Raw genomic sequence first — 24541 nt, 5'->3', positions numbered from 1 at the left:
TCACTTTGGAGCATCGCTATGTCAGACGAAACAGCCGCAACTTCTTCGCCAGAGAAGCGGTCCCTGTTACAAGAACTTGAGATCGACACCCGCTTGTTGGGCATGATCGGCGCATTGGTCGTACTTTGGATCATCTTCGGGTTCTTCACCGATTGGCGCTTCATGTCTCCGCGCAACCTTTTCAATGTCAGCGTACAGACAGCGTCTGTGGCGGTGATGGCGACAGGAATGGTCTTCGTTATTGTGACCCGCAACATTGATCTATCGGTCGGCTCAATGCTCGGTTTTATCGGTATGACAACGGCTGCGCTTCAAGTTCAGTGGCTACCAGACATCGTTGGTCTCGGCCATTGGTCGATCTGGATAATCGCCGTTATCTTCGCAATCCTTATGGGCGCTGTGCTCGGCGCGTTCCAAGGGTGGGTGATTGGGTACCTTACGGTACCAGCGTTTATTGTGACGCTTGGCGGCTTCCTCATTTATCGCGGCGCGATGTGGTGGGTCACACAAGGCCAAACGCAAGCCCCTCTGGACACGACCTTCCGCCTGTTGGGCGGCGGCGCAGAGGGGACCCTCGGCGAAACGCTGAGTTGGGTCTTCGGCGTCGTCGCAGCCGTTTCCGCGGTGGGCATTATGTTGATGAGCCGGCGTCGTAAGGCTGCGCATGGCTTCCATCTTAAGCCGGCTTGGGCCGAAGGGATTCTGATGGCTTTGGCCGCAGGCCTGATCCTTGGCTACGTTTGGATCATGAATAGCTACCCAATTCCAAAGGGTGCGATGAAGCGGATCACGGCATCGCAAGGTATCGAATACACTGAAGACTTGGTTTGGTATCATGGCGTCGCACTGCCCGTTGTGATCCTCGTCGTTGTCACAGTTGTTATGACGATCATTGCCACGCGAACACGATTTGGCCGGTATATCTACGCAACTGGCGGAAACCCGGAAGCCGCTGAATTGTCTGGCATCAATACACGGTTCCTGACAGTTAAGATCTTTGCCCTTATGGGGGCACTCACTGGCATCGCTTCTATTATTGCTTCTGCACGTTTGAACGCGGTTGATGTCGGCCTTGGAACGCTTGACGAGTTACGGGTAATCGCTGCTGCCGTTATTGGCGGTACGGCCCTCGCTGGCGGTATCGGAACGATTTATGGAGCCGTTATCGGCGCTTTGATCATGCAAACCCTGCAATCCGGTATGGCCTCGGTGGGCGTCGACGCCCCCCTACAAAATATTGTTGTGGGCTTCGTACTCGTTTTCGCGGTCTGGGTCGACATTGTCTACCGCCGCCGGACCGGCAACTAAGGAGACCTGAGATGACCAAACAAACACCTCTCGTCGAAATGAAGGACATTCGCATCAGCTTTGGCGGCATCCGAGCGGTTGATGGTGTATCCATCGACCTCCATCCAGGAGAAGTCGTCGGCCTTCTGGGTCACAACGGCGCAGGCAAATCCACCCTTATCAAGATCCTTTCTGGCGCTTACAAAATGGATAGCGGGGAAATTTGGATCAATGGCGAAAAGGCCGAGATCAATACCCCGCGCGATGCACGAAGCTACAACATCGAGACGATCTACCAAACACTCGCTCTGGCAGACAATCTTGATGCGCCATCCAACCTATTCCTTGGCCGCGAAATTCTAACGCCTCTCGGTTTTGTCGATGACGACACCATGGAAGCCGAAACGCGCAAGATCATGAAGCGGTTAAATCCCAACTTCAAGAAGATCAGCGAGCCGGTTTCTGCGCTCTCGGGCGGGCAACGGCAATCTGTCGCGATTGCGCGAGCCGTCTATTTCAACGCCAAAATCCTTATTATGGACGAGCCAACGGCGGCTTTGGGCGTGCATGAGACGGCCATGGTGGCTAAGCTGATTGGTGAACTCAAAAAGCAAGGCTTAGGTATCTTCCTGATCAGTCACGACACCCGCGAAATGATGGAATTGTGCGACCGTGTTTCCGTTATGAAGAATGGTCAGTTGGTTGGCACGGAAAAAGTCGAAGACGTAACCGAAGACGATATCCTTTCGATGATCATTCTCGGGAAAAACCCAAAAGCCGCCGCATGACATACATTGGCCTCGACCTTGGGACTTCTTCATTAAAGGCGATCCTAATCGACGACAGACAGAATGTTCTAGCAGAGCATTCCGTTTCGCTGACAGTTCAGCGCCTCCAAGACGGTTGGTCCGAACAAGATCCGTCTTCTTGGTGTAAAGCTGCTGTCGAGGCCTTGTCATCTTTGGCCGCTCAGGCCGATTGTAGTGGCCTAAGAGGCATCGGCTTATCGGGCCACATGCACGGTGCCACTTTGATCGGCACAGATGATCAGCCTTTGCGGCCCTGTATGTTGTGGAACGACACTCGCAGCCACCTTGAAGCGGCGCAAATGGACGCCGAACCCGCATTCCGAGAAATTTCAGGCAACATCGTATTCCCGGGATTTACGGCGCCGAAGGTTGAATGGGTAAGGATCAACGAGCCCGAGGTGTTCCAGAAAATCCATAAAGTTATGCTTCCTAAGGATTTCCTGAGACTGTTCCTGACAGGCGAATACGTATCGGAAATGTCTGACGCCGCCGGGACAACTTGGCTGGACACCGGAGAACGCGATTGGTCCGATGAGCTCTTACGCCGCTGTCATTTGGACCGAAGCCACATGCCTTCCCTTGTTGAAGGGTCAGAAGTATCTGGGCGTCTCCGTGCGAGTTTGGCCGAACATTTAGGCATTCCACCCGTAGTAATTGCTGGCGGTGCAGGCGACAACGCGGCGGCTGCAATAGGCGCCGGTGTCGTTCGAAATGGCGAAGCATTCCTGTCTTTGGGAACGTCCGGTGTTCTTTTCGCTGCGAACGATGGCTATCGACCAGACCCTGCGACAGCCGTTCATACCTTCTGCCACGCGGTCCCAAATACTTGGCATCAAATGGGGGTCATCCTCGCGGCAACTGACGCATTGGAATGGCTCAGCAGGTTAACTGGCAAGACCGCTGCAGAGCTTACAGCCCCGCTCGGTGATTTGCGAGCTCCGACCAAGGCCATGTTTCTCCCCTATCTCGGCGGCGAACGCACCCCGCACAACGATGCTGCAATTCGAGGCCAGTTCTTAAACCTTGATCACGCCACAGACGCGACCGAGGCGGCGCGCGCGGTCTTTCAAGGGGTCTGCTTTGCCTTTGCGGATTGCCAAGACGCCCTCGCCGCGACGGGCACCACAATTGAAAGCGCGCTTGCGCTTGGCGGTGGGTCCAAATCCGAGCACTGGCTCAACATGCTGGCAACGACGCTTGGGATCACTTTGGAGCTGCCAGAGGCCGGTGATTTTGGCGCGGCACTTGGGGCGGCCCGCTTGGGTATGATGGCAAACGGCGACTTTGGGCAAGACGTTGCATCCAAACCGCCAATCGCAAAGACATTTACCCCTGATACCGCACTGGCTGACGCCATGAAAGACGGCCATGCGGCCTACAAACACGCATATTCACTTCTGAAGGACCTGTAAGATGACTGACTTTTTCAAAGGTATTTCAAAGATCGCCTATGAGGGGCCCGAGACCACTAACGAATTCGCATTCCGGCACTATAATGCGGATGAAGTTGTCATGGGGAAAACGCTCAAAGATCATCTTCGGTTTTCCTGCGCCTATTGGCACAGCTTCGCATGGCCTGGCGGAGACCCATTTGGTGGGCAGACCTTTGAACGCCCTTGGTTCGGCGAGACCATGGCACTGGCCAAGCTAAAAGCTGACTTCGCTTTTGAGATGTTCGACATTCTAGGTGTCCCTTACTTCTGCTTTCACGATGCTGATGTCCGCCCAGAAGGCACAAACTTTGCCGAGAACACCAGAAACCTAGAAGAGATCGTCGATTACTTCGCCCAGAAGATGGACGATACCGGTATGAAACTCCTCTGGGGGACAGCAAACCTCTTTTCGAACCGCCGCTTCATGGCGGGTGCCGCGACCAACCCTGATCCGGATGTGTTCGCCTACTCCGCCGCGACGATCAAAACCTGCATGGACGCTACGATAAAGCTTGGCGGCGAAAATTACGTGCTGTGGGGCGGCCGCGAAGGGTATGAAACGCTTCTCAACACCGACATGGGCCGCGAGCGGAAACAAGCGGGCCGTATGTTGGAAATGGTTGTCGACTACAAACACAAGACCGGGTTCAAAGGTGCCATTCTAATTGAACCTAAGCCACAGGAACCAACAAAGCACCAGTATGACTATGATGTCGCAACGGTTTACGGGTTTCTCAAAGACTTTGGCTTAGAAAATGAAGTTCAAGTAAACATCGAACAGGGCCATGCCATCTTGGCTGGACATACATTTGAACATGAATTGGCAACTGCTCGTGAGTTAGGCATTTTCGGCTCGATCGATATGAACCGAAACGACTACCAATCAGGTTGGGACACAGATCAATTCCCCAACAATGTGCCGGAGATGGCATTGGCGTTCTATGAAGTTTTGCGCGCTGGAGGTTTCACGACAGGCGGAACAAACTTCGACGCGAAGCTTCGTCGTCAATCATTGGACCCAGAAGACCTCATCTTGGCGCATGTCGGCGGCATGGATGCTTGCGCTGCGGGTCTGAAAGCAGCTGCGGCAATGATCGAAGATGGCGCTTTGGAGGAGGCTCGGTCGGCCCGCTATTCTGGCTGGGACACCAAACGGGCACAGAATTTGCTTGTGTCCGATCTGGAAGGAGTTGAGCAATTCGTACGTGACAACGACATCAACCCGCAACCTCGTTCCGGCCGCCAAGAACGACTGGAGAACTTGGTCAATTCGTACTTGTAGTGTTGGGGAAAAGTAGTCCCGCCACCTCGGCCGAAGTGCTGGTCTTTTGCCGAGGTGACGTTTCTAAACCAAATTAACTCGCTACCCTTCGAGACTAGGTAACACCTTCACTCGCTACGACAGTAACATAGTTATAGGGCTATTGTTGATTTAGTGGGAACAATCGGCTTTGTTTCCCACCCACATTCAACAGATTGATTTTTATCTACTTTTCGTATCCATCAGGATTGTTTGACTGCCATTCCCAAGTACTAGCAGCCATATCAGCCAACCCCAATTTTGCTTCCCAACCCATCTCGTGTTTAGCGCGAGAGGCATCTGCCTTCATCTCAGCAATGTCTCCCTTGCGACGCGGTGTGACGACACATGGAATCTCGCGCCCAGACGCCTTTTCAAAAGCGGCAACCATTTCCCGAACGCTATAGGATTGGCCCGTTCCGACGTTGAAGTGTCGCGTCCCAGTGTTTCCATGCGCATAATTGACCGCCGCAACATGTGCACACGCCAGATCGACGACATGAATATAATCTCGCCGTCCTGTGCCGTCCGGCGTGTCGTAATCGTCACCGAAAATGGAAAGCCGTTCGCGCTTTCCCGAAGCCACCTGAGCGACAAATGGCATGAGGTTGTTCGGCACCCCCTGCGGATGCTCCCCTATCGTCGCCGAAGAATGCGCACCGACGGGATTGAAGTATCGCAATAGGACAGCAGTCCCGCCATTTGCCTGCGCCCAATCACCGATGATGTGCTCGGCAATCATCTTGGTTCGACCATAGACACTTTCTGGTGCGACGGGATGATCTTCGTCATAGGGCAAATAAACCGGCTCTCCATAAACCGTTGCTGATGACGAAAATACGATCTTGCGGCACCCTACGCTGTCCATAGCGCGAAGGATCGCCATGGTGCCTCTGACATTGACGTCATAATACTCGAGAGGCTTTTCCATGCTTTCGCCAACCGCCTTTAGGCCGGCAAAATGGACAACTTGATCAGGTTGAAAATCCTCAAAGACAGACCGCAAAAACCCATCATCACGCACGTCGCCTTCGGCAAAGGACATGTCGCCATTTGTCAACTTTCGGACACGCGACAAGACCTCGGGTGAGCTATTGTCGAAATTATCAATAACCTGGACCTCGTGCGCCTGACCGAGCAGTTCAACTAGGGTGTGGCTGCCAATGTAACCCGCGCCGCCTGTTACCAATACTCTCATGATGAAACCTTAGAAATCCTTGGAGACGTTCTAGCCTCAAAAACCAGCGGTTAGAAGGAGATAACAAACTTTGCTTTTTTGGCATCGGCAAGCTCGATTGAGGCACCCTGAGCCTCCAGCATTCGCTTAACAATCGAAAGCCCCATACCTGTTCCGCCGTTATCGCGTCTGGTGGTAAAGAAGGGATCAAAAATGCGATCCTTGTTCCCGCTGGAAATACCCGGTCCATTGTCTGAGAACGTTAGGCGATCGCCTTCTAGCGCAACTTCTATGCGACTAGCGCCATGCGCTCGCGCGTTTCCAATAAGTTGCGTGGCGACTGGTTCAAAAACATCGATTGAGAGCGGGACCATTCCATCTCGCACCAATACGATGTCGTCAGATTGATCGATGACGTCGCTCAATCGGCAAGACCCTGAAGCCATCGGGTCTTTGGCCCGCGCAAGCGCGCGCTGTGCATCGAGGAGCTTTTTCATATGGTCGGTCGCATCAGACACGTTCAGCAACATTTTTTGACGGTCTGATTCTGGCAGGTCGGGGTCGGCCAGCAATTCTGTTGCGCCTTGAATAACAGTCAACGGCGACTTGAGTTCATGTGTCACATGGTCTGCATAGCTTCTCAGAACCGTTTCGCGATCCTGAAGCACCTGCCCCATCTCCCGCATCGCGCGGCCCAAGGCCTGCATTTCTGACGTGCCATAGTGATCGAGTGGCGCCAGTGCCGCAGCCTCGCCTGTTTTAATGTCGTCGGCTCTACCAGCAAGTTCAGTTATCGGGCGCAACAAAATTCGCCAGAGCACCCAGCCCACAATCGTTGCGGCTGCAATGGTACCGGCCGATGCGATTTGAAATGAGGTATCAAAATCAAAAACACCAAGCAGTCTGCTGAGAACAAAAAGTGCTAGCACAGGAAGCATCAGCATCGCCACAATCGTACAGGCGATGACAAGCCAAAGTGGCGGGCGCCATTTGACCTCTATGTCGCGCTGCATGGCCCCATCCGCACGCCGACACCGTGAACTGTTTCAATGGCATCTTTGCATCCAACAGCAGCGAACTTTGCCCGAACATTGCGCAAGTGGCTGTCCATCGTACGGTCGCTGACATGAACATTCGTGCCATAGATCGCATCGACCAACTGAGGGCGCGCCACGACATGATTGGGCCTTTTCATCAACTGAATGACCAATTCCATTTCGCGGGACGTCAGTGTTACGGGTCGATCTCCCACTTCGCACAAGTGGCGTTCCGGATCGATGCGTAGAACCCCACGTTGAAGGACGGTAGCCTCTTCGGCTTCAACGCCAGATCGCTTCAAAATAGCTCGAATACGGGCAATCACTTCACGCGGCGAAAAAGGTTTTGAAACGTAGTCGTCCGCACCCATCTCCAGTCCAACGACACGATCAATTTCATCGCCTTGTGCAGTCAAAAACAGGATCGGCACCTGGCTGGTTTTGCGCAATTCACGACAAACCTCCAGCCCGTCCATCTCCGGCATGCCTATATCTAAAACGATCAAATCGGGCTGCGTGCGTTGCGCTGCTCTTAGCGCTTCTTTGCCATCCGCAACCTCATCAACCTCAAATCCCGCCTGCCCAAGCGCAATGCGCAGCACATCGCGGATGCGTGCATCATCGTCAGCCACAAGGATATGTCTGTCCATCATAGTCCCCTTAGTCTTCGTTAACTTAGGAACTAGGGATCAATCGTGCAAAGGCTGACGCCCGATTTGTGCAGTTTTTGTGCAGATCAGATAGCGTTGCGAATGGCTCTGATATTGTCGCCATAAGGCGCGGGATTGGACACAGAGCCACCCCTAAACACAGCCGATCCAGCCACAAGAACGTCAGCGCCCGCTTCAACGACAAGCTGCGCGGTTTTTGGATCGACACCACCGTCGATTTCAATGTGAACTGGTCGATCGCCAATCATGCTGCGCAGATTTCTGATCTTGCTCGTCATATCGATGAAGCTTTGCCCGCCAAACCCGGGGTTCACTGTCATCACACACACAAGGTCAACGTCATCGAGTAGTTCTTCAACTGAAGACGCGGGTGTAGCCGGATTTAGGGCTACACCCGCCTTGCAACCTGCAGCTCGAATTGCTTGTAGAGTTCGATGGATGTGCGGTCCTGCTTCGACATGTGCCGTGATCACGTCCGCACCCGCATCAGCGAAGTCTTGGATATAGGGATCAACGGGAGCGATCATCAGATGGACGTCCATCACGCCTTTGATGTGCGGCCTGATGGCTTTGCAGGTGGCCGGACCAAACGTGATGTTTGGAACGAAGTGTCCGTCCATGACATCAACATGAATCCAATCCGCACCTTGTGCTTCGACCGCTTCGCATTCAGCGCCAAAGTTCGCAAAATCAGCCGCCAAAATCGATGGCGCAATCTTTATGGACCTATCAAACGTCATTTTTCCCCCAAAAATCGCGTCTAAGCGACCCTTACCGAGCAAAAACTTAGTTGTCACGTAGAGAACAGGCTTTTGCTGCAACTGCATTGTGATAAGGTTTAGTACATGGTGGCCGTACTCAACTTCAAAGATATCTGCGCCAAAGGGGAGCACGTGCATTTTGCGCGCACTGCATTGACGACGGCACGCCCCAATCCGCTGCATTCCCATGACTTCTTTGAACTCTTTTGGGTCCAAAATGGCCAAGTCCGTCACCACCTGCCGGACAGCACCGAGACATTGACCGAGGGCGATCTTGTTCTGGTACCTCCGGGCCAAGAACATGGGGTCCAAGCCAAAGGCGAACACAGTCTTTTGGTGTCTGTTTCGTTGGACCCTGAGGTCGTCCATCAACTTGTCGCACGCCACCAGAACGATTTACCCGATCTGACAACATTACAATTCGCGACTATCGACAGTCGCGACTTGGCGAGCTTGAACAGAGCAGCGCTCAGATTGGAAAGAAGCAATCGCGGTGACTTGGCAACAGAGGCCTTTCTGCTTCCCATTCTTTTGGCTTTCGCAAAGAAAGATGTCCCTCAGAACATTCCGTCTTGGCTGATCGATGCCATGGAAGCGGCTCGCAATCCTGAAGTCTTCCAGAATGGATCAGCAGGCCTTGTTGCTTTGACCGGCAAGGCCCATGCGCACGTCAGTCGCACAATGCGCGCGCAACTTGGGCAAAGCCCTTCTGAATTCATAAATGATATCCGAATGACCTACGCCGCGCGGCAACTCGTGACGGACGATGAAGCAGTTCAAACCATCGCCGAACAATGCGGCATCCCAAATATGGCGCATTTCCATAAACTCTTCCGAGAGCGACACGGCACTACACCTCTGAAATATCGCCAGAAATACCAACGCGACGTCATTCAACCATAAGCCAACCCCAAAACAACGGCTCTTGCCTCGCCGGTCTAAACCGTGTCAAAACGGCTGTTCATGAAGGAGTCCTGACGTGCAAACCGCGATCGACGAATCCCTGCAATTGCCGCAAATCCAAGAGCCGAGAAACGATGGAATGCCTCTCGATCTGGATTGGGTGGCATCAGTACAGGCGAACACATCTGCAATTGAGCGGCGGGCAAAAACTCTGCCGGGTCGCCGTTCTGTAAAGAAATCGCACCAGGCGGCTTGGCTGTGCAAAGCGATCTCTTGCATGGACCTAACGACACTGTCTGGCGATGATACAGAAGCGCGAGTCAGACGGCTTTGCGCAAAGGCGCGCCAGCCCGTGTCTCCAGTTATCCTTGATAAGATCGGTATGACTGGCCTGACCACCGGTGCGGTTTGCGTCTATCACGACATGGTGCCAACAGCCGTGGATGCACTGCGCGGCACGAGCATCCCTGTAGCCGCGGTTTCAACTGGCTTTCCAGCTGGCTTGTCACCCTTCCATTTGCGCATCTCGGAGATCGGCGAAAGCGTCGCAGCGGGCGCTGAAGAAATCGATATCGTCATCTCGCGCCGCCACGTGCTCACCGGAAACTGGCAAGCGCTCTACGACGAGATGAAAGAAATGCGCGCCGCCTGCGGTCACGCGCATGTCAAAGCCATCCTTGCGACGGGCGAACTTGGCACCCTTCGCAACGTCGCCAAAGCAAGTTTGGTTTGCATGATGGCGGGGGCCGATTTCATCAAAACATCGACCGGCAAGGAGCCAGTGAATGCGACCCTTCCGGTCACGCTCGCCATGATCCGTGCTATCCGAGCCTATGAGGCGCGCACTGGCCTAAAAGTCGGCTATAAACCAGCTGGTGGTATCTCAAAGGCAAAGGACGCGATTACCTATCTTGCAATGATCAAGGACGAACTGGGCGGCCGCTGGCTACAGCCCGACCTTTTCCGCTTTGGTGCCTCTTCTCTTTTAGGCGATATCGAACGACAACTCGAACACTATGTGACCGGCAACTACTCCGCCAACTGGCGCCACCCGATTGGATAAACATATGACCGTCAAAGAGATTTTCGAAACGATGGACTATGGCCCAGCCCCCGAAAGCAGCACCGAGGCTTTGCAATGGTTGGCAGATCGCGGCGGCATCGCTGGCCACTACATCAACGGGTCGTGGGGTCCTTTGAGAGACGATTTTACCACCACCAACCCAGCTACAGGCGAACGCCTCGCCGGTGTCACCAACGGTACCGAAGAGGAAGTGGCACGGGCCGTTGCCGCCGCGCGAAAAGCACAACCTAAATGGGAGAAGTTAGGCGGTCAAGGCCGCGCGCGCATCCTTTACGCGATTGCACGCCTCCTCCAAAAGCACAGCCGTCTTTTTGCTGTGATGGAAACGCTCGATAACGGTAAACCCATCCGTGAAAGCCGCGACATTGACGTGCCACTGGCGCAACGACATTTCTACTATCACGCAGGAATGGCGCAGCTTATGGAAACCGAACTGCCGGATCGCAAGGCGATTGGGGTCTGTGGGCAAATTATCCCTTGGAATTTCCCCTTGCTGATGCTGGCTTGGAAAATCGCGCCCGCCTTGGCCATGGGCAACTCGGTCGTCTTGAAACCCGCGGAATACACCCCCCTCACCGCAATGGTGTTTGCTGAGATTTGCACAGAAGCAGGTGTGCCGCCCGGCGTCGTGAACATCGTCACTGGTGACGGCTCGACTGGGGCCGCACTTGTAAATTCCGACGTCGACAAAATCGCGTTCACCGGTTCGACCGAAGTTGGTCGGATCATCCGCGAAGCCACCGCGGGAACGGGCAAGGAGCTGACCTTGGAACTCGGCGGGAAATCCCCATACATCGTGTTTGAAGACGCCGACATAGACAGCGCGATCGAAGGACTTGTGGACGCGATTTGGTTCAACCAAGGCCAAGTCTGCTGCGCCGGATCCCGTTTACTAGTACAAGAAGGCATTGCCGAGGATTTCTACACGCGCCTCAAAACGCGTATGTCGGGCCTGCGGGTCGGTGATCCGCTTGATAAATGCATCGACATTGGCGCCATCGTGCATCCGGTTCAGCTTGAACAAATCTCCAAGATGGTCAGCGACAACTCAGAGGGCGAGACCTTCCAAACTGCTGCACCCTCTGGCTGTTTCTTTCCGCCGACGCTCATCACCGGCCTGCACCCAGCATCAACTTTAATGCAGGAAGAAATCTTTGGCCCTGTTCTGGCCGCCACAACGTTTCGCACACCTGAGGAGGCCATCGAGATCGCCAACAATACTCGCTATGGTCTGGCGGCTTCTGTTTGGTCGGAAAACATAAATCTCGCCCTAGACATCGCCCCAAAACTCGTCTGCGGCATCGTTTGGATCAACGGAACAAACATGATGGACGCCGCCGCCGGATTTGGAGGCGTTCGTGAAAGCGGGTTTGGTCGCGAAGGCGGTTGGGAAGGATTGGTAGCCTATACCAAGCCTAAAGCGAAACCGACAAAACTGAAACCGATCCAAGCCTACTCAGGCAATGGTGCACCTAGTGATCCACTAGATCGCACGGCAAAACTATACATCGGTGGCAAGCAAGTGCGGCCCGACGGTGGCTACAGCAAACCAATCTACGGGCCAAAAGGTGCCTTGGTCGGACACGCTGGTCTCGCCAATCGCAAGGATGTGCGAAACGCCGTAGAAGCCATGAACGCGGCCAAAGGTTGGGGCAAAACGACCGGCCACCTGCGTGCGCAAATCCTCTACTACATCGCTGAAAACCTCTCAGCACGCGCCAATGAACTTGCAGATCGGATCAAGTCGCTGACCGGCAAAGCGGGCAAGGTCGAAGTCGACCAAACAATTCAAACCCTCTTCACCTTTGCCGCTTGGGCCGACAAATACGACGGTCAAGCGCATGGGGTCCCAATCCGCGGTGTCGCATTGGCCATGAAAGAACCGGTCGGTAAGATCGCGGTCTTCTGTGAGGATGACTACCCTCTACTCGGCGCGGTCGCCCCAATGGCAGCCGCAATGTCGATGGGCAACAGGATTACACTGATCGGTTCAGAGCCTTTCCCGCTTTTGGCCACCGACCTCTACCAAATCCTAGAAACCTCGGATGTTCCGGGCGGTGTGGTCAATATCCTGACAGGTGGGCATGCAGAACTCGCCCCCCACGTGGCTGGTCATGCAGATATTGACGCTGTGTGGTCCTTCTCCGGCTCTGATATCTCAGGAACAATCGAGAAAGCTGCGGCCGGAAACCTGAAACGCACATGCGTTAACCACGGTTACGATCATGCGCCGCCAGCAAAAGACCTTCTCGCCGCCGCGACCGAGATCAAGAATATCTGGATCCCTTACGGCGAATAGCCCTTCCTCTTGCCAAAAATACCTTCAGGGGGAAGGCCTGAAAGGCCGTGGGGGCAGAATGCCCCCAAATGGGGTGGGCAGGCGGGCCCGCCTACACCCTACTTTCTATTCTCTGGCTTTCGCCAAGTGTTCATCCACTTGCGCACCCCAGACCGCCGCTCAGCGACGCCAGCCTGAACCTCATCAAATTTGTCTCCCGCTTGATCTAACAGGGGATCAACCTTCCGCTCTCGGAATTGTCGCCACATCGCACGGATCGTCACAATCGCGATGATCAAGAAGGTAAAGAAGAAGATGTTAAACCACGGGATAACCCGTACGTCCGGCCCCTCCACAGGCCGAATATCAATCGCATTGGGATAGATAGATGCCCAGCGAATACGCCAGCCATAGTGTGTCATCACGTGCCAGCCGTCTTCCTTGGCCGCACTTGCCGCCTCCGCTTGTAAATCAGAGCTATCAAACTTGAAGTACGGCGGCCAAATCCAACCGGTGTCTTCATTGCGGTAGACCATCACTTCGGTAGAGTCGCGTGGGATGAACCCTAGAAGGAATGTCTCTCTCTTGTCCGTATTGATCAGCCGCAAATCACGCGTTGGCTGATCGACGTTTCCGCTGTCCGCTTGCGCATAGAAGAACCGATTGAAGCCACTGAAATCCGTCCGGATTACTTCGGTTGATGTGATGCGCACTATGTCATGTTGGGGCAAAACATAATGCAAGAGCAAACCGACGATCACAAAAACCGTCACCCTAAAAATCATACGCAGTCGGTTCATTGCTAGTCCTCAGTTCGAATTGGTCAGATAAACAATTGTGGCAATCAAAACGGTGGGGATCACGTAGACCAATAACAATAGCTTAGGCCTCAAACCGTCATTGTACTCTTTAATCCCCGCTGCCACGTAGTCGTCTCGGCTGATACCTTCAGGCTGGTCTTCATCCCACTCATTTTCAAGGCTTTCGCGCCGCAGAGACCGAGTGAACCAGGACAGCGAAAGATAGATGACACTCAGTAATAGAAAGCCAAAAATAACGAGACGAACAAACCCCATCACATTCTCCTATTGATGGCACCCCAAGGGCCAACACGATCGATCATATCACGAGAGCGTCCAGCGCTCCACGGCGAAGCGTCCTGCGGATCCGGTTCGCTCATATCCGCCTCTGAACCGAAAAGCGCTTCACGAGCACCCGCCTTATCCACCTGATACTCAGATTCCAAAAAACGCGCCACATAGGCCTGCTTTGCATCCGGCCATTCAGCGTAAGCCGCGTAAAAGGCATCCTTATGACAGATAAACAATTGGCGAAAATCAAGCGGTGACAGCTCTGCCAGCAACCGGTTGACCAAATCTGCGTCCTTGTGCGGTTTGGCTCTCAAGGAATAGAAATAGGCTGGGTGGCCTGACGTGATATGCGGCCAACTTCCGCCCTCTTCAGCCCAGCGCACCAAAGCCGCCAAACCTTGCCACTCAGCCGGTAAACTTGCTGCGTACTTGCGGCCCAACGCGCGCAGATCACGTCGCGTCGCCTGGCTAAGTTCTTCTCCTCTGTCGGCGGCAACGCGTGCAACGATAAAATCCATCTTCTGCCGAAGGACAGCGGTTGCATCCATTCCGCGCGCTTTGATGATCGGCTCCACCAAGTCGTTCAAATCCAAAAAGGTCGCAATATGCGCGCGATCATCGAAATCAAAGACAATCGGCAGCGGTGTCTTCCCGATTTTTTTCTTTGGCCCAACACTGATTACGGCAGGATTCTCAATATCCCGAAAGACATAGAGGCCGCCAAAATGAGAGGTCCAAAAGTTCGACTGGTCGAACTCCATTTCAGGCAAGATGACAGGGTTGCGGGTAACGTCACCGGTTTCTTTAGCAAGGCCAATCATCTCACCGATCAACACGTCGTCGAACCACGCATCAGGACGGGTCTTAAATTCATCGATCATGCCCCGAAGCCGTTTCGCCACGCGAACGGTCCCGTCGGTAGTGTCTGCCTCGATCCGCAGTTTTCTGATCTCGAACAAATCGGCCGGTGTCTCAATCCGGAAAACAGAGTTCACCACCTCGCCCGCCACAGCGTCCCGCACCGTCAGGGCAAATAACTCGCGTTCGTTTTCATCAATAAACTGGCGTAGAATACTTCGTGATGTTGAGAATTTCGACGACAGAAGTGGCGCGCGTTTCTGCTCGGTAGTCAACAAGATGAACTGCCGATTGACACCTTCATGGTTAAGGTAGAGCGGATCAGCCAACTCATCCCCGATCTCTGGGGAGAAACCAGCGATATCGATATGAAACTCGGTCAGTTCGGTTCGCTTACCCGTCAAAGCATCGAGCGCCCGATTGTAGCGTTCAACCAAGACTGGGCTATCAATGCGGATCAGATTGCCGAACATCAGGCCCTTTTCGATCAGAAGATCCATGATTTACCAGACCTCCTTTTTCCAACGGCGCGGTAGCGCCGCAACCGAAAGAACCATGATGGGTGCCCAAATCATCCCTGCAATCATACCCAACCGCCCGAACAATAGGATGTTCGTTGAAAGTCCGCCTTCCGCCAATCGCGCGAGTGTCGCGCCTTGCCAGAGGTAAAGAACGAAGAAAAACACACTAGAAAGAAGGAACAAAATCAACGTTGAAAGTAATGCCAACAAAAGCAAAGGTTTCACACCCTCGGGCATCACGAAGCTAAGCAGCTTCGGTACCATCCACGACAACACCGCGAGGATCACAGCAGGAAAAAAGAGGCCATCCAACAGCATCTTAGCTTCCCTTTCCTTCCAGGTAACGGCGCTTGGCCTCTTCCATGCGCTCCATATCTCGGACGGCATTTTCAATCGCCACTTCGTCCGATTTGTCCGCATATCGGAATTCGCTATCGGCGTAGCGGTTGATCTCTTGAATGACCATTTCGACCGTGATGGGCTGGCGGAGATCGGCAATCATGTCGCGTTTGGTGTCGTAGTTTTTGAAAAGGAACAGCTCGGGGTTTTCCATCCATTCGTCAGGAAGTTCGAAATCCATGGCCCGCACTTTAACGGCATCTGTGATGTTCTTGATTGCACGTCCCGTAAAGCGTTCGTCCGCTTCCTGAATGCCCTTCAGATAGGTCCCCAGCTTGGCGATCGTATCAAGATCCCCAATCTGGGACTGGACCCGATCAAACACCTTCATCAACCCCTCTTCATGCGGGCGCGCGTGGCTTTCGAAACTGGCGGCCACAGCCTTTTTGATCTCTTGCGCTGAGAAAACTTCGTGCTGACCGACGGGGATATCGTGGTTCTTACCCATCAGCAGGTAGAGAATATCAATATAGTCTTCGCGCGTTTGTGGCCCGTCGACCAAGAACCGCGCGCCGGCACGTTGGCGCAAGGCGTCATCAACGTTTTCAGGGTAGTTCGAGAACATCCCAAAGGTGCAATTGCCTCGTACAACCGTATTGGCACCCGCAAAACTCTCCATCAGCACAGCCGTGATTTCCAACTGACCGGCAGAGGACTGACGATCCCCACGTTTGCCCGCCAACTGATCAATATCGTCAATCGTACCAAACCCGATCACACCGGGATCAACAACGTTGTTGATGAATGCCTTTGCATTTTGTCCGGATTTACCCTGATAGCTATCAATATTGTCCGTCGATAGGTTTTGATAGCGGAACGGATAGCCCGCGACTTGGCAGTAATCGTTGATCAGCCCGGCCATCATTTGGATCAACGTCGTCTTACCTGTCCCCGGTTTCCCGTCGCCCATGAAGGTAAAGATAAATCCGCCCAACTCGGCAAACGGGTTAAGCTTCCGCTCAAAATCGTAGGCCATCAACATCTTGGAGAGCTTCAACGCCTGATATTTGGCGATGTGGTTGCCGACAACTTCGTTCGGTTTCTTGAACGTCATCGTCAGGACAGAGCCCTTGGATTTCTGCGCAGGTGTGAACCCGTTGATCGGGAAGTCATCCGCCTCAACCCGCCAACTCGCGGTATTGAACGGCTCCAACCGGCCGGCCGTACTTGCGCGGGCCGCGGTCTTATCCATCAAGCTTTCCGCAAATGCCAAGATCGTTGCGACGAGTTTCGGTTCGTCGCCCGCATGTTTGCCGATGTCTTGGTCAAGCTCCCACAACGCACCGTGTAATGCCAATTGCCCGTTGTCAGTCAGGAACTCCTCGACTTCTCCAACCTCAACTGTATCTTCGCCTGCGTGCGGGGCAAGCAGGAAGGCTGTGGCAGAACCAAAGACATAAAGCGCGACCAATGCCTCGGCCGTGAGTAACTCGGAAAATTCGGCCCGCGCTCCATCAGCGAGGCTGCCTTCCAAATTGGCCCGCTTGTGGTCTTTCAACGCGGTGCGCTCCGCAAATTGCTCACCCACAGCCAAAGCGATGGCGATGGCGCGACGCAACGACTGTTGCACCGTTGCTTGCAAAGGAGAGACCAAACCATCGCCCCCCTCTACCGCTTCGATCCGCGACGTCAGCTGAATGCCCTCTTTGCGGGCGACGCGTCTCGTCGCTAATCCCGGCGTCGTTGACCGAAACGCCCGACGTGTTCCGACGCCAGATGATTTTTCCGCCGCCGGTGCAGTCGCCGTCGCGATCCGCGGGGCGTGATCAAACCCGTCGAGCAAATCCAAGGCAGCGGCATAGTGGCTGCGGATTTCTTCTTCGCGAAGTTCCATCTGATCGGTTGTCTGGCTCATCTCAGTTCGTCTTTCTGTCTAATCTCGCGGGATGGCGGGCGGGGCGCGTTGCGCCAGGGCGCAAAAGCGACGCCCGTCATCGGTAACTCAACACGCGGCCCCCATCGCCCACGACAAATTTCCGCACATCCCGAAACCCCGGAGGATTGCGTTCGGCCAATGCTTGATAAGGGCGCTCCGGCATAATCAAAGATCGCTCCATCCGCGTCGTGCCCGTATCCGCACCCTGCCCTGCAAAGGGATCAAGCGTGAATATCTGCCGCTCAACCGTCCCGAACCACCCTGACTTCACCCGTTCAGCGCGTTCCGACACCAAATCCTCTTCGGTCCAGACAAGCGCCCAATCCTCGCCAACGGGGGATTTCGCCTGCTCTAACACCTCGCGCAATGGCCCACGCTGACGGGTGAAGGCGTGGCTATACATTGGCCCGATATGAAATCGCCGTAACCGCACGGGGTGCAAGTCGTCAAAATCCTCGTCAAAGCCTTTGGCGATGGTCAACAACTTCAACCCACCGACGGATTGCGCCATCAGATGCGCTTGCACCTCCGGCCACCGCTTTTCGTCCTTGGGCAAGCCTGTCCGACCGGTATCTTCAATATCCATCAGGTAGATCGTCGGCAGATTGACCTGACTATCATAGACTGCCCAATGGATTTGAAACGTACGGCGGCGATCATGTTTGTTGCCCTGCCAGACAATTTTGGGATCGTTGCGCGCCCAGAAAAGTTTCTCTTTCAAAAGCTCTTCATAATAGAGCCTTTGCGACAGCGCGAACTGCAGTTTTGTCGGTATCTCCTGATCGCCGACTATCGTACGGACCATTTGTTCCTTGAGTTCTTCAACCGATGGCATCGAAGCAAGGTGTGCCTGCGCTTGCTGCGCATCATTCGCCATTTCGAGCAGTTCTTGATAAACAGGAAACCCGCTTTCCACCCTATCAAAGGTCAATTGCCCCGCATGGGCGAACCGGCCAGAGAAATGGTACTTATGTGCCAGCGCTTTGAACGTGTAATTTAGCCCAACCAGATATCCTGCCAGCGCCTCAATATCCCGTCGCGCCAACCGCCGCTCCGCCTCCATCGTGGCCGCGACGCGGGTCAGGTGATCGGTGATCTTCTCAAACTTCCCAAAGTACCGACGCGTGACACGAGTGTCTTCAAGCTGGAAGTGATCTTGTGAGAGGTCAGTTTTGGTCATTCAATTCTCAATAGAAAGGGCATCGCACGGACATCAGGGGTGGGTGCGAAGCGCTCTCCCCTCGGGGGGAGGTCCGGGCGCTGCCCGGCGATGCCGGGCGACTGGGTGCAATACTTCAAACTCTTCATTCGCGTAAGTGTCCCGCTTTATCTATGCCCAGAAACCACTCTCTAAATTTACCCATAAAAGGGCCGTGAGAATCCTGCCAAATTTGAAGATTTCGCTCGTTCTCAAGCCATTTTGTTGACTTTAGCATACTGCGCGAGGCCGGAGCAGCAATGCCAAGCAAGAACAGAGGCACCATTATCAAAAACAAGAAAAACTCAATCTCTGACGAACTGAATATTTCGCTCTGTGTTAGAAGCCCTCCGGCAACGAAAACAACAACGAGTCCAGTAAACGCCAAAATGGACCGCAACCTAATGGACATTAAGCCCCGTACTGATTGCTATCATGCTTCTCCACGATCTTCTGGAACCGGCGGATAAACCGCTCATCGGCCTTTGCCTTTTGCTCCAACACCTCGCGGGCAAAGACCATGTGGTCCTCATGCGCTTCCAGCATGTCCGCCATCTTCGCATTGGTCGCTGACCCAATCGCTGCCATCGCGGTCTGCGCCTCTTGGTCGGTTTTCACACCGATCTCATTGATCCGGTGCGCCACGTCCTGCTGCTGCGCCGTTTTCAAAGACTTCGACAGCGCATCATAGAGAACAACCCGCTGCTTGGTGTCCGTCTGCAGCTTATTGATCAGCACCATTTGCGTCGCCGCCTGGTTCTGCAGCGAGTCAATCCAGGTTTTGCCCTTCTCAATATAGCGCTCCAGCGTCTGCGACTTCGCAAGCTTCACCTGCTCATCCTGTACCAGCGCGTTGTATTTGGTGTTCAGCTCAGCGAGTTCTGTTTCAAGCTTCGTCCGCGCGGCGGCATCTTGTTCGACGCTGATCTTATTCTCCAACGTGATGATCGCGGGGTCCATACCACCAATCTCGGCCCGCACGCCTTCTAACTCAGCCACAACCATTTCACGCTCATCTAACGTGCCGGAAAGGTTCGTCTCAACACTCGTCTTTTGTTCGTTCAGCATATCGAGCTGCCCTTGCAGCAGCTTAACGATCGTGTCCGACTTGCTGATTAGATCCTGCAATTTGTCATCGACCGAGCTTTCGCGCATCCGCTCTTCCCGCATCGAGTCCGACTTCGCGCCGGAGAACCAGCCCACGATGCTTTCCATCGTGGTTTTCGACCGCATTTCATCGAAGTCTTTCGAAAAGCCCGCCGTCACATCGTCCAAGCCCATAATCAATTCAGCAATATTGGCGTTCATAAGCTCCGTATGGGCGTGCACATCCTCAAGGGTGGCATTCTCAATATCTACGGCGATATCTGCCCCTTCTGCCATCTTCTGACGCGCCGTTTCGATCCGGCTGGTCAGCTCTGCAATCTTACTTTGTGCTTCCGCGACCTGAGCCTGAGATTGTTCAATTTGCGCGTCAAAATCTGCCATATGCAGTCCCCTGTTCTAATGTTTTTCCTATTAACATATAGGTATCCACAGCCCTGCTACCAAGGGTTTGTGTCCGTAAAACGACGGAATGGATACACTTTAGCGGCTTAGATTTCTGACTCAACTACTTCCGGTATGAGAGCCGGGTCAACAGCGTCAAAGTCAGGCGGCGTATCGGTTTCAAGCGCGTTGTAAACCTCATCTGCATCCAAGAATTTCGGCGGCAGTTCGACACCGCGGCCAAAATATTCTGGATCGACACGAAGGCTTTCCGCCTCGCTGCGCACATTGACCTTCATAGGCGTCGAAACACGGTTATAGAGGTCGATAATGTCCTGATTGAACATGCGGATACATCCGGCTGAACCAGAGTTGCCAATGCTCTCCAAATCATTTGTTCCGTGAATACGGTAGAAGGTGTCGCGACCGCCGCGATATAGATACAACGCACGTGCACCAAGTGGGCTCCGCAAACCGCCCGGAATGCCCCGCCGGAACGGGCCATAAACGTCCGGTTCAGTACGGATCATGTTCTGCGTCGGCGTCCAGCCCGGCCACTTTTTCTTAAGTTGAATGGTACCTCGTCCGCTGAAGCTGCGGCCAGCACGACCAACCCCAACAGGATAGCGTACTGCGCGACCGTCTTCTTGGATCAGATACAAAAACTTGGAATAAGGATCGACATCAATTGTACCCGGCTCAGCCTCTCCGGTGTAGAAGCCTTCCATCCGGCGGTTGATGCCTTGTGTGTATTCCTCAGGAATGCCCGGAAGCGTATATCCCGCATCAAATATCGGACCATATCCCTCCAGAAATTGAGGGGTCTCTTCAACCTCAGGGTTGGAAAATGGCAACTGACCGCAAGCGGCTGCAGATGACAGCATGAGCGCACCAAACGAGCGACGGGTGATCGAATCTGAAATCATGTTCATACCTAATTGGCTTTCCGCGATCCTATCAGCCGTCAACATGGCAAAAAAACGTCAAATAGCGCGCCATATCTTCAACCCCAACGATAGTTGCGGATTGGTGTCAGTTCTTCAGAATAGTCCAGATACCCTAATACGATGCAGCCAGTAACGAAAGTACTGGACGCGAAGATGTGATTTGCCTCAGATGCACCGCAAATTGACGGAGCCTTACCATGCTTGACCAAACAACCGACCTGAAGTCATTGCTTTCCCGCCCAGACCTCGTTTGCGAAAAAGCGTTCATCCGAGGGGAATGGGTGAGCTCTGCAGTTGGCAAGACATTTGAAGTCACGAACCCTGCACGCGGTGACGTCATCGCCACCGTCGCAGACCTTTCCCGTGCGGAAACTGCCGATGCTATTCAAACAGCAGAAGATGCTAGGCATGCTTGGGCGGCGATGACAGGTAAGTCCCGCGCTCAGATTTTGCGCAAGTGGTTTGACCTGATGATGGAGAACCAAGAAGACCTCGCCATCATTCTGACCGCTGAGCAGGGTAAGCCTTTGGCAGAGGCCCGAGGCGAAATCGCATATGGTGCTTCTTTCATTGAATGGTTTGGGGAAGAAGCGAAACGCGTCTATGGCGAAACCATTCCGGGTCACATGCCCGACAAGCGCATCACCGTTATCAAACAACCCATTGGTGTCGCCGCGGGGATCACTCCTTGGAACTTCCCGAATGCCATGATCACGCGCAAAGCGGCGCCTGCCCTTGCTGCGGGATGTTCTTTTATTATCCGCCCCGCGACCCAAACGCCTTTGTCGGCGCTTGCCATGGGAAAGCTGGCTGAAGAAGCCGGCGTCCCAAAGGGCGTATTCTCAGTTGTGACATCAAGTGCAGCATCAGACATCGGTAAAGAATTCTGCGAGAACCCCCATGTTAAGAAGCTGACGTTTACTGGGTCCACCGAGGTCGGCCGTATTCTTCTGCGCCAAGCAGCCGATCAGGTCATGAAGTGCTCCATGGAACTTGGCGGCAATGCACCGTTCATCGTGTTTGACGATGCTGATTTGGACGAGGCTGTTGTTGGCGCAATCGCATGCAAGTTCCGCAACAACGGACAGACCTGCGTTTGTGCTAACCGTATCTACGTTCAGGCCGGCGTTTACGATGAGTTTGCCGCAAAGCTCAAAGCTGCGGTCGAGGCGCTACAAATCGGCGACGGCCTCACCGAAGGGACAGCATTGGGCCCGCTTATCGAAACCGCTGCAGTTGAAAAGGTCCGTCGACACTTGAACGACGCACTATCAAAAGGCGGCGAAGTTTTGACCGGCGGAAACGCACATGAACTTGGAGGCCTATTCTTCGAGCCAACCATCGTGACAAATGCAACCAAAGATATGCTCGTCAGCACAGATGAGACCTTCGGCCCATTCGCCCCACTCTTCAAATTCGAAGACGAGGATGACGTGATCGCACAGGCAAATGACACAATCTTTGGCTTGGCGAGCTATTTCTATGCCAAGGATCTCAGCCGCGTGACGAAAGTCGCCGAAGCATTGGAATACGGCATCGTCGGCGTAAACACAGGGATCATCTCCACAGAGGTTGCACCATTTGGCGGAGTCAAACAGTCTGGCCTTGGGCGCGAAGGTTCCCACCATGGGATCGATGACTACATGGAAATGAAGTACATCTGTACGAGCGTCTGACGTCGACAGAATGTCTACTGGTGGAAGTCGCGATAGGCTTCCGCTTCGTAGAAATCCTTAAGCGTTTTGCCCTTCTCTGGCTTGAACCGGCCTGCGTCTTGCAGGTCGGTGATCCGATCCAAGCGAAACATTCGAAACGCTTCACGCAACTCGCACCACGCGATCGCGGTCCATACTTTGCCCCAAAACCAAACCCCAAGCGGACGTATGATCCGACGCGTCGAACGACCTTCCGCGTCGGCATAACTCATGTCCAGACGGATACCACGTTCGGCGGCGTCCTCGATGAGATCTAGGTGATCGCGCCAATTCTGGCGTCCATAGCGCACTTCAAAGGCATGCACGTGCACTTGGCCAGATCGCACGCGCGCATCTTCGGGCAGCACCGCATCGATCTTGACCAATGCCTCTTCTGCCGCTGCGGCCATCTTTGAACCGCCCCACGCTTGCATTAGTCGAGCAGCGGAAACCAAAGCGACTATTTCGTCATGGGAAAACATAAGAGGTGGAAGATCATAGCCATCGCGCATCAGATATCCAACGCCAGCTTCCCCATCTAGAGGGACGCCAGAGCCTATGAGGTGCGCTATGTCTCGGTAAATTGTACGGGGCGTCACCTCGAGCCGCTCTGCAAGCTGGGCCGCAGTCACAAGCCGACCGCCTCGCAAAAATTGCAATATTTGAAAAAGGCGGTCGGCCCGGCGCATCTAGGCCATCGCAGGCTCAAAGAGCCCAATAGAGTTGCCATCGATATCCTTGGCGTATGCAAACCGACCGGGCGGAATGGTGATGATTGGGCTTACCACTTCGCCACCTGCGTCAGCGCAGCGTTTCATGCCATCTTCCAACTTATCGCTAAGAGCCAGGTGTATTGTGTTGCCCCCATCAGATGCTGGTGTGCCAGGGTAGAGATGGCCCGCAATGGCCTGCATGTCAGTGGTCAGGTTCACCATGGGGTTCACCTGAGTATCATCGCGGACGGTGGTATAGCCAAAAACTGATTCATAGAATTTTGCCGATTTATCCAAGTCAGTTACCGGGATTTCGCACCAAACGAGCACGGGTGAAGTGGTCATATCAATCTCCTTCAAATGTTGATGAAGTCACATAACCATACCACTCCTGACAGCGTTGTGTCAGGAGGTTTTCAGTAGCGAAGAAGAAATGCGCTAAGCCAGTTCGGCGGCGGGTATGATCCGAAAAAACGTTCCCTTAGACGTCACACCAAACCAATCTATGCCATCGATGTTTTCTTCGACGCCAATTTCGACCAGCCGATAAAAGCTCTTTCGGTCAATCAATGCTTCGAGATTGGCTCGCACGAGGATGTAAGGCGACGGCTCGCCTGTCTCTTCATCGCGGAGCACGCGGATCGGATTTTCTGATGATGCAACTACTCTGTCACCAACGTTGGTCTCAAACACCAAAGCATCGCCATCGGGATCGAAATCAACGGCGACAAAAGGCGCGTCATCAACGGTGATCCCGACCTTCTCAACCGGCGTTACGAGGAAATAGTCATCCCCATCCTTGCGGATGATTGTCGAGAAAAGTTTCACCAACTCTTTGCGCCCTATCGGAGTACCGAGGTAGTACCATGTCCCGTCCCGCGCGATGCGCATATCCAAATCCCCACAAAACGGCGGATTCCATAGGTGAACGGGCGGCAATCCTTTGCCTTTAGCGGATCGTGCTGAGGCTGCGAGGCTTTCCGCCGATGGGGTAACGATCTTTTGTCCGGTCATTG

General features: G+C 53.9%; 23 protein-coding genes. 8 read left to right on the top strand and 15 right to left on the bottom strand.

The genetic code is table 11. From position 1 onward, the window contains the following. Nucleotides 1-18: 18 nt before the first annotated feature. From BUA85_RS13915 to xylA, 4 genes are read left to right on the top strand one after another with little or no spacing between them, the layout of a single operon-like run. Entirely contained in the window at nucleotides 19-1308 is a 1290-nt protein-coding gene (locus tag BUA85_RS13915) for a sugar ABC transporter permease (protein WP_072902112.1), read from the top strand. Nucleotides 1309-1319: 11 nt separating this feature from the next. Beyond that, nucleotides 1320-2075, top strand: coding sequence for an ATP-binding cassette domain-containing protein (locus tag BUA85_RS13910; RefSeq protein WP_072902110.1), 756 nt, complete (start codon nucleotides 1320-1322; stop codon nucleotides 2073-2075). After that, on the top strand, nucleotides 2072-3508 hold the full coding sequence (gene xylB, locus BUA85_RS13905; protein ID WP_072902108.1) for a xylulokinase: 1437 nt from the start codon (nucleotides 2072-2074) through the stop codon (nucleotides 3506-3508). Before BUA85_RS13910 ends, xylB begins: the two co-directional genes overlap by 4 nt. 1 nt (nucleotide 3509) lies before the next feature. After that, complete coding sequence (gene xylA / locus BUA85_RS13900; protein WP_072902107.1) at nucleotides 3510-4811, top strand: xylose isomerase; 1302 nt, start codon at nucleotides 3510-3512, stop codon at nucleotides 4809-4811. Nucleotides 4812-5016: 205 nt separating this feature from the next. Here the strand turns inward: xylA and galE are convergent, their stop codons facing one another. From galE to rpe, 4 genes are all read right to left on the bottom strand, one after another. Then, a complete protein-coding gene (galE, locus tag BUA85_RS13895; RefSeq protein WP_072902105.1) occupies nucleotides 5017-6027 on the bottom strand; it encodes a UDP-glucose 4-epimerase GalE in 1011 nt (336 codons plus the stop codon). Nucleotides 6028-6077: 50 nt separating this feature from the next. Continuing rightward, a complete protein-coding gene (locus BUA85_RS13890) occupies nucleotides 6078-7019 on the bottom strand; it encodes a sensor histidine kinase (protein ID WP_072902104.1) in 942 nt (313 codons plus the stop codon). Then, nucleotides 7004-7693 (bottom strand): response regulator transcription factor, encoded by a 690-nt coding sequence (locus BUA85_RS13885; protein WP_072902241.1) that lies wholly within the window; start codon nucleotides 7691-7693, stop codon nucleotides 7004-7006. The genes BUA85_RS13890 and BUA85_RS13885 overlap by 16 nt, the downstream gene beginning before the upstream one ends. 86 nt (nucleotides 7694-7779) lie before the next feature. Continuing rightward, complete coding sequence (gene rpe, locus BUA85_RS13880) at nucleotides 7780-8454, bottom strand: ribulose-phosphate 3-epimerase (protein ID WP_072902239.1); 675 nt, start codon at nucleotides 8452-8454, stop codon at nucleotides 7780-7782. A 105-nt stretch (nucleotides 8455-8559) separates the two neighbouring features. Here rpe and BUA85_RS13875 point away from each other — a divergent pair, with 105 nt between their 5' ends. From BUA85_RS13875 to BUA85_RS13865, 3 genes are all read left to right on the top strand, one after another. Beyond that, nucleotides 8560-9378: a helix-turn-helix transcriptional regulator gene (locus BUA85_RS13875; protein ID WP_072902102.1), complete on the top strand. Its 819-nt coding sequence runs from the start codon at nucleotides 8560-8562 to the stop codon at nucleotides 9376-9378. 76 nt (nucleotides 9379-9454) lie between these two features. Further along, entirely contained in the window at nucleotides 9455-10441 is a 987-nt protein-coding gene (deoC, locus tag BUA85_RS13870; protein WP_072902100.1) for a deoxyribose-phosphate aldolase, read from the top strand. Nucleotides 10442-10445: 4 nt separating this feature from the next. Beyond that, nucleotides 10446-12761: an aldehyde dehydrogenase family protein gene (locus BUA85_RS13865; protein ID WP_072902099.1), complete on the top strand. Its 2316-nt coding sequence runs from the start codon at nucleotides 10446-10448 to the stop codon at nucleotides 12759-12761. A gap of 98 nt (nucleotides 12762-12859) precedes the next feature. On the opposite strand, the gene BUA85_RS13860 is transcribed toward BUA85_RS13865, so the two are convergent. The 8 genes from BUA85_RS13860 to BUA85_RS13820 all read right to left on the bottom strand — a co-directional run bounded on the left by BUA85_RS13860 (nucleotide 12860) and on the right by BUA85_RS13820 (nucleotide 21097). Continuing rightward, nucleotides 12860-13540, bottom strand: a complete 681-nt coding sequence (locus tag BUA85_RS13860; protein ID WP_072902097.1) for a DUF1523 family protein — start codon at nucleotides 13538-13540, stop codon at nucleotides 12860-12862. A 9-nt stretch (nucleotides 13541-13549) separates the two neighbouring features. Then, complete coding sequence (locus BUA85_RS13855) at nucleotides 13550-13816, bottom strand: hypothetical protein (RefSeq protein ID WP_072902095.1); 267 nt, start codon at nucleotides 13814-13816, stop codon at nucleotides 13550-13552. Further along, on the bottom strand, nucleotides 13816-15189 hold the full coding sequence (locus tag BUA85_RS13850; RefSeq protein ID WP_072902094.1) for a DUF6638 family protein: 1374 nt from the start codon (nucleotides 15187-15189) through the stop codon (nucleotides 13816-13818). Before BUA85_RS13850 ends, BUA85_RS13855 begins: the two co-directional genes overlap by 1 nt. A gap of 3 nt (nucleotides 15190-15192) precedes the next feature. Continuing rightward, a complete protein-coding gene (locus BUA85_RS13845; RefSeq protein WP_072902092.1) occupies nucleotides 15193-15528 on the bottom strand; it encodes a hypothetical protein in 336 nt (111 codons plus the stop codon). 1 nt (nucleotide 15529) lies between these two features. Next, nucleotides 15530-17464: an ATP-binding protein gene (locus tag BUA85_RS13840; RefSeq protein ID WP_072902090.1), complete on the bottom strand. Its 1935-nt coding sequence runs from the start codon at nucleotides 17462-17464 to the stop codon at nucleotides 15530-15532. A gap of 76 nt (nucleotides 17465-17540) precedes the next feature. After that, nucleotides 17541-18665 carry a hypothetical protein gene (locus BUA85_RS13835; RefSeq protein ID WP_072902088.1) on the bottom strand — a complete coding sequence of 375 codons (1125 nt, stop codon included), beginning with the start codon at nucleotides 18663-18665 and terminating at the stop codon, nucleotides 17541-17543. 429 nt (nucleotides 18666-19094) lie between these two features. Further along, a complete protein-coding gene (locus BUA85_RS13825; RefSeq protein ID WP_072902084.1) occupies nucleotides 19095-20171 on the bottom strand; it encodes a coiled-coil domain-containing protein in 1077 nt (358 codons plus the stop codon). A gap of 107 nt (nucleotides 20172-20278) precedes the next feature. Beyond that, nucleotides 20279-21097, bottom strand: coding sequence for a L,D-transpeptidase (locus BUA85_RS13820; protein WP_072902238.1), 819 nt, complete (start codon nucleotides 21095-21097; stop codon nucleotides 20279-20281). A 218-nt stretch (nucleotides 21098-21315) separates the two neighbouring features. Here BUA85_RS13820 and BUA85_RS13815 point away from each other — a divergent pair, with 218 nt between their 5' ends. Beyond that, the gene (locus BUA85_RS13815) at nucleotides 21316-22794 is read left to right on the top strand and encodes an NAD-dependent succinate-semialdehyde dehydrogenase (protein ID WP_072902083.1); all 1479 of its coding nucleotides are present in this window, start codon (nucleotides 21316-21318) and stop codon (nucleotides 22792-22794) included. 14 nt (nucleotides 22795-22808) lie between these two features. Here BUA85_RS13815 and BUA85_RS13810 read toward each other — a convergent pair whose 3' ends face one another. From BUA85_RS13810 to BUA85_RS13800, 3 genes are all read right to left on the bottom strand, one after another. Further along, entirely contained in the window at nucleotides 22809-23501 is a 693-nt protein-coding gene (locus BUA85_RS13810) for a helix-turn-helix transcriptional regulator (RefSeq protein WP_072902081.1), read from the bottom strand. Then, nucleotides 23502-23870, bottom strand: coding sequence for a VOC family protein (locus BUA85_RS13805; RefSeq protein WP_072902080.1), 369 nt, complete (start codon nucleotides 23868-23870; stop codon nucleotides 23502-23504). 93 nt (nucleotides 23871-23963) lie between these two features. Next, the gene (locus BUA85_RS13800) at nucleotides 23964-24539 is read right to left on the bottom strand and encodes a DUF1285 domain-containing protein (protein ID WP_072902236.1); all 576 of its coding nucleotides are present in this window, start codon (nucleotides 24537-24539) and stop codon (nucleotides 23964-23966) included. Between the last annotated feature and the right edge of the window lie 2 nt (nucleotides 24540-24541).

Origin of the sequence: Cognatiyoonia sediminum, assembly GCF_900129845.1 — a bacterium.
Lineage (GTDB): Bacteria > Pseudomonadota > Alphaproteobacteria > Rhodobacterales > Rhodobacteraceae > Cognatiyoonia > Cognatiyoonia sediminum.
This window is presented reverse-complemented; position numbering and strand designations above follow the sequence as displayed.

What these genes read in the sequence shown, in the direction of transcription:
- BUA85_RS13915 (WP_072902112.1), top strand. Translation starts at nt 19, where the DNA reads ATGTCAGACGAAACAGCCGCAACTTCTTCGCCAGAGAAGCGGTCCCTG.
- BUA85_RS13910 (WP_072902110.1), top strand. Translation starts at nt 1,320, where the DNA reads ATGACCAAACAAACACCTCTCGTCGAAATGAAGGACATTCGCATCAGC.
- xylB (WP_072902108.1), top strand. Translation starts at nt 2,072, where the DNA reads ATGACATACATTGGCCTCGACCTTGGGACTTCTTCATTAAAGGCGATC.
- xylA (WP_072902107.1), top strand. Translation starts at nt 3,510, where the DNA reads ATGACTGACTTTTTCAAAGGTATTTCAAAGATCGCCTATGAGGGGCCC.
- galE (WP_072902105.1), bottom strand. Translation starts at nt 6,027, where the DNA reads ATGAGAGTATTGGTAACAGGCGGCGCGGGTTACATTGGCAGCCACACC.
- BUA85_RS13890 (WP_072902104.1), bottom strand. Translation starts at nt 7,019, where the DNA reads ATGCAGCGCGACATAGAGGTCAAATGGCGCCCGCCACTTTGGCTTGTC.
- BUA85_RS13885 (WP_072902241.1), bottom strand. Translation starts at nt 7,693, where the DNA reads ATGGACAGACATATCCTTGTGGCTGACGATGATGCACGCATCCGCGAT.
- rpe (WP_072902239.1), bottom strand. Translation starts at nt 8,454, where the DNA reads ATGACGTTTGATAGGTCCATAAAGATTGCGCCATCGATTTTGGCGGCT.
- BUA85_RS13875 (WP_072902102.1), top strand. Translation starts at nt 8,560, where the DNA reads ATGGTGGCCGTACTCAACTTCAAAGATATCTGCGCCAAAGGGGAGCAC.
- BUA85_RS13865 (WP_072902099.1), top strand. Translation starts at nt 10,446, where the DNA reads ATGACCGTCAAAGAGATTTTCGAAACGATGGACTATGGCCCAGCCCCC.
- BUA85_RS13860 (WP_072902097.1), bottom strand. Translation starts at nt 13,540, where the DNA reads ATGAACCGACTGCGTATGATTTTTAGGGTGACGGTTTTTGTGATCGTC.
- BUA85_RS13855 (WP_072902095.1), bottom strand. Translation starts at nt 13,816, where the DNA reads ATGGGGTTTGTTCGTCTCGTTATTTTTGGCTTTCTATTACTGAGTGTC.
- BUA85_RS13850 (WP_072902094.1), bottom strand. Translation starts at nt 15,189, where the DNA reads ATGGATCTTCTGATCGAAAAGGGCCTGATGTTCGGCAATCTGATCCGC.
- BUA85_RS13845 (WP_072902092.1), bottom strand. Translation starts at nt 15,528, where the DNA reads ATGCTGTTGGATGGCCTCTTTTTTCCTGCTGTGATCCTCGCGGTGTTG.
- BUA85_RS13840 (WP_072902090.1), bottom strand. Translation starts at nt 17,464, where the DNA reads ATGAGCCAGACAACCGATCAGATGGAACTTCGCGAAGAAGAAATCCGC.
- BUA85_RS13835 (WP_072902088.1), bottom strand. Translation starts at nt 18,665, where the DNA reads ATGACCAAAACTGACCTCTCACAAGATCACTTCCAGCTTGAAGACACT.
- BUA85_RS13825 (WP_072902084.1), bottom strand. Translation starts at nt 20,171, where the DNA reads ATGGCAGATTTTGACGCGCAAATTGAACAATCTCAGGCTCAGGTCGCG.
- BUA85_RS13820 (WP_072902238.1), bottom strand. Translation starts at nt 21,097, where the DNA reads ATGATTTCAGATTCGATCACCCGTCGCTCGTTTGGTGCGCTCATGCTG.
- BUA85_RS13815 (WP_072902083.1), top strand. Translation starts at nt 21,316, where the DNA reads ATGCTTGACCAAACAACCGACCTGAAGTCATTGCTTTCCCGCCCAGAC.
- BUA85_RS13810 (WP_072902081.1), bottom strand. Translation starts at nt 23,501, where the DNA reads ATGCGCCGGGCCGACCGCCTTTTTCAAATATTGCAATTTTTGCGAGGC.
- BUA85_RS13805 (WP_072902080.1), bottom strand. Translation starts at nt 23,870, where the DNA reads ATGACCACTTCACCCGTGCTCGTTTGGTGCGAAATCCCGGTAACTGAC.
- BUA85_RS13800 (WP_072902236.1), bottom strand. Translation starts at nt 24,539, where the DNA reads ATGACCGGACAAAAGATCGTTACCCCATCGGCGGAAAGCCTCGCAGCC.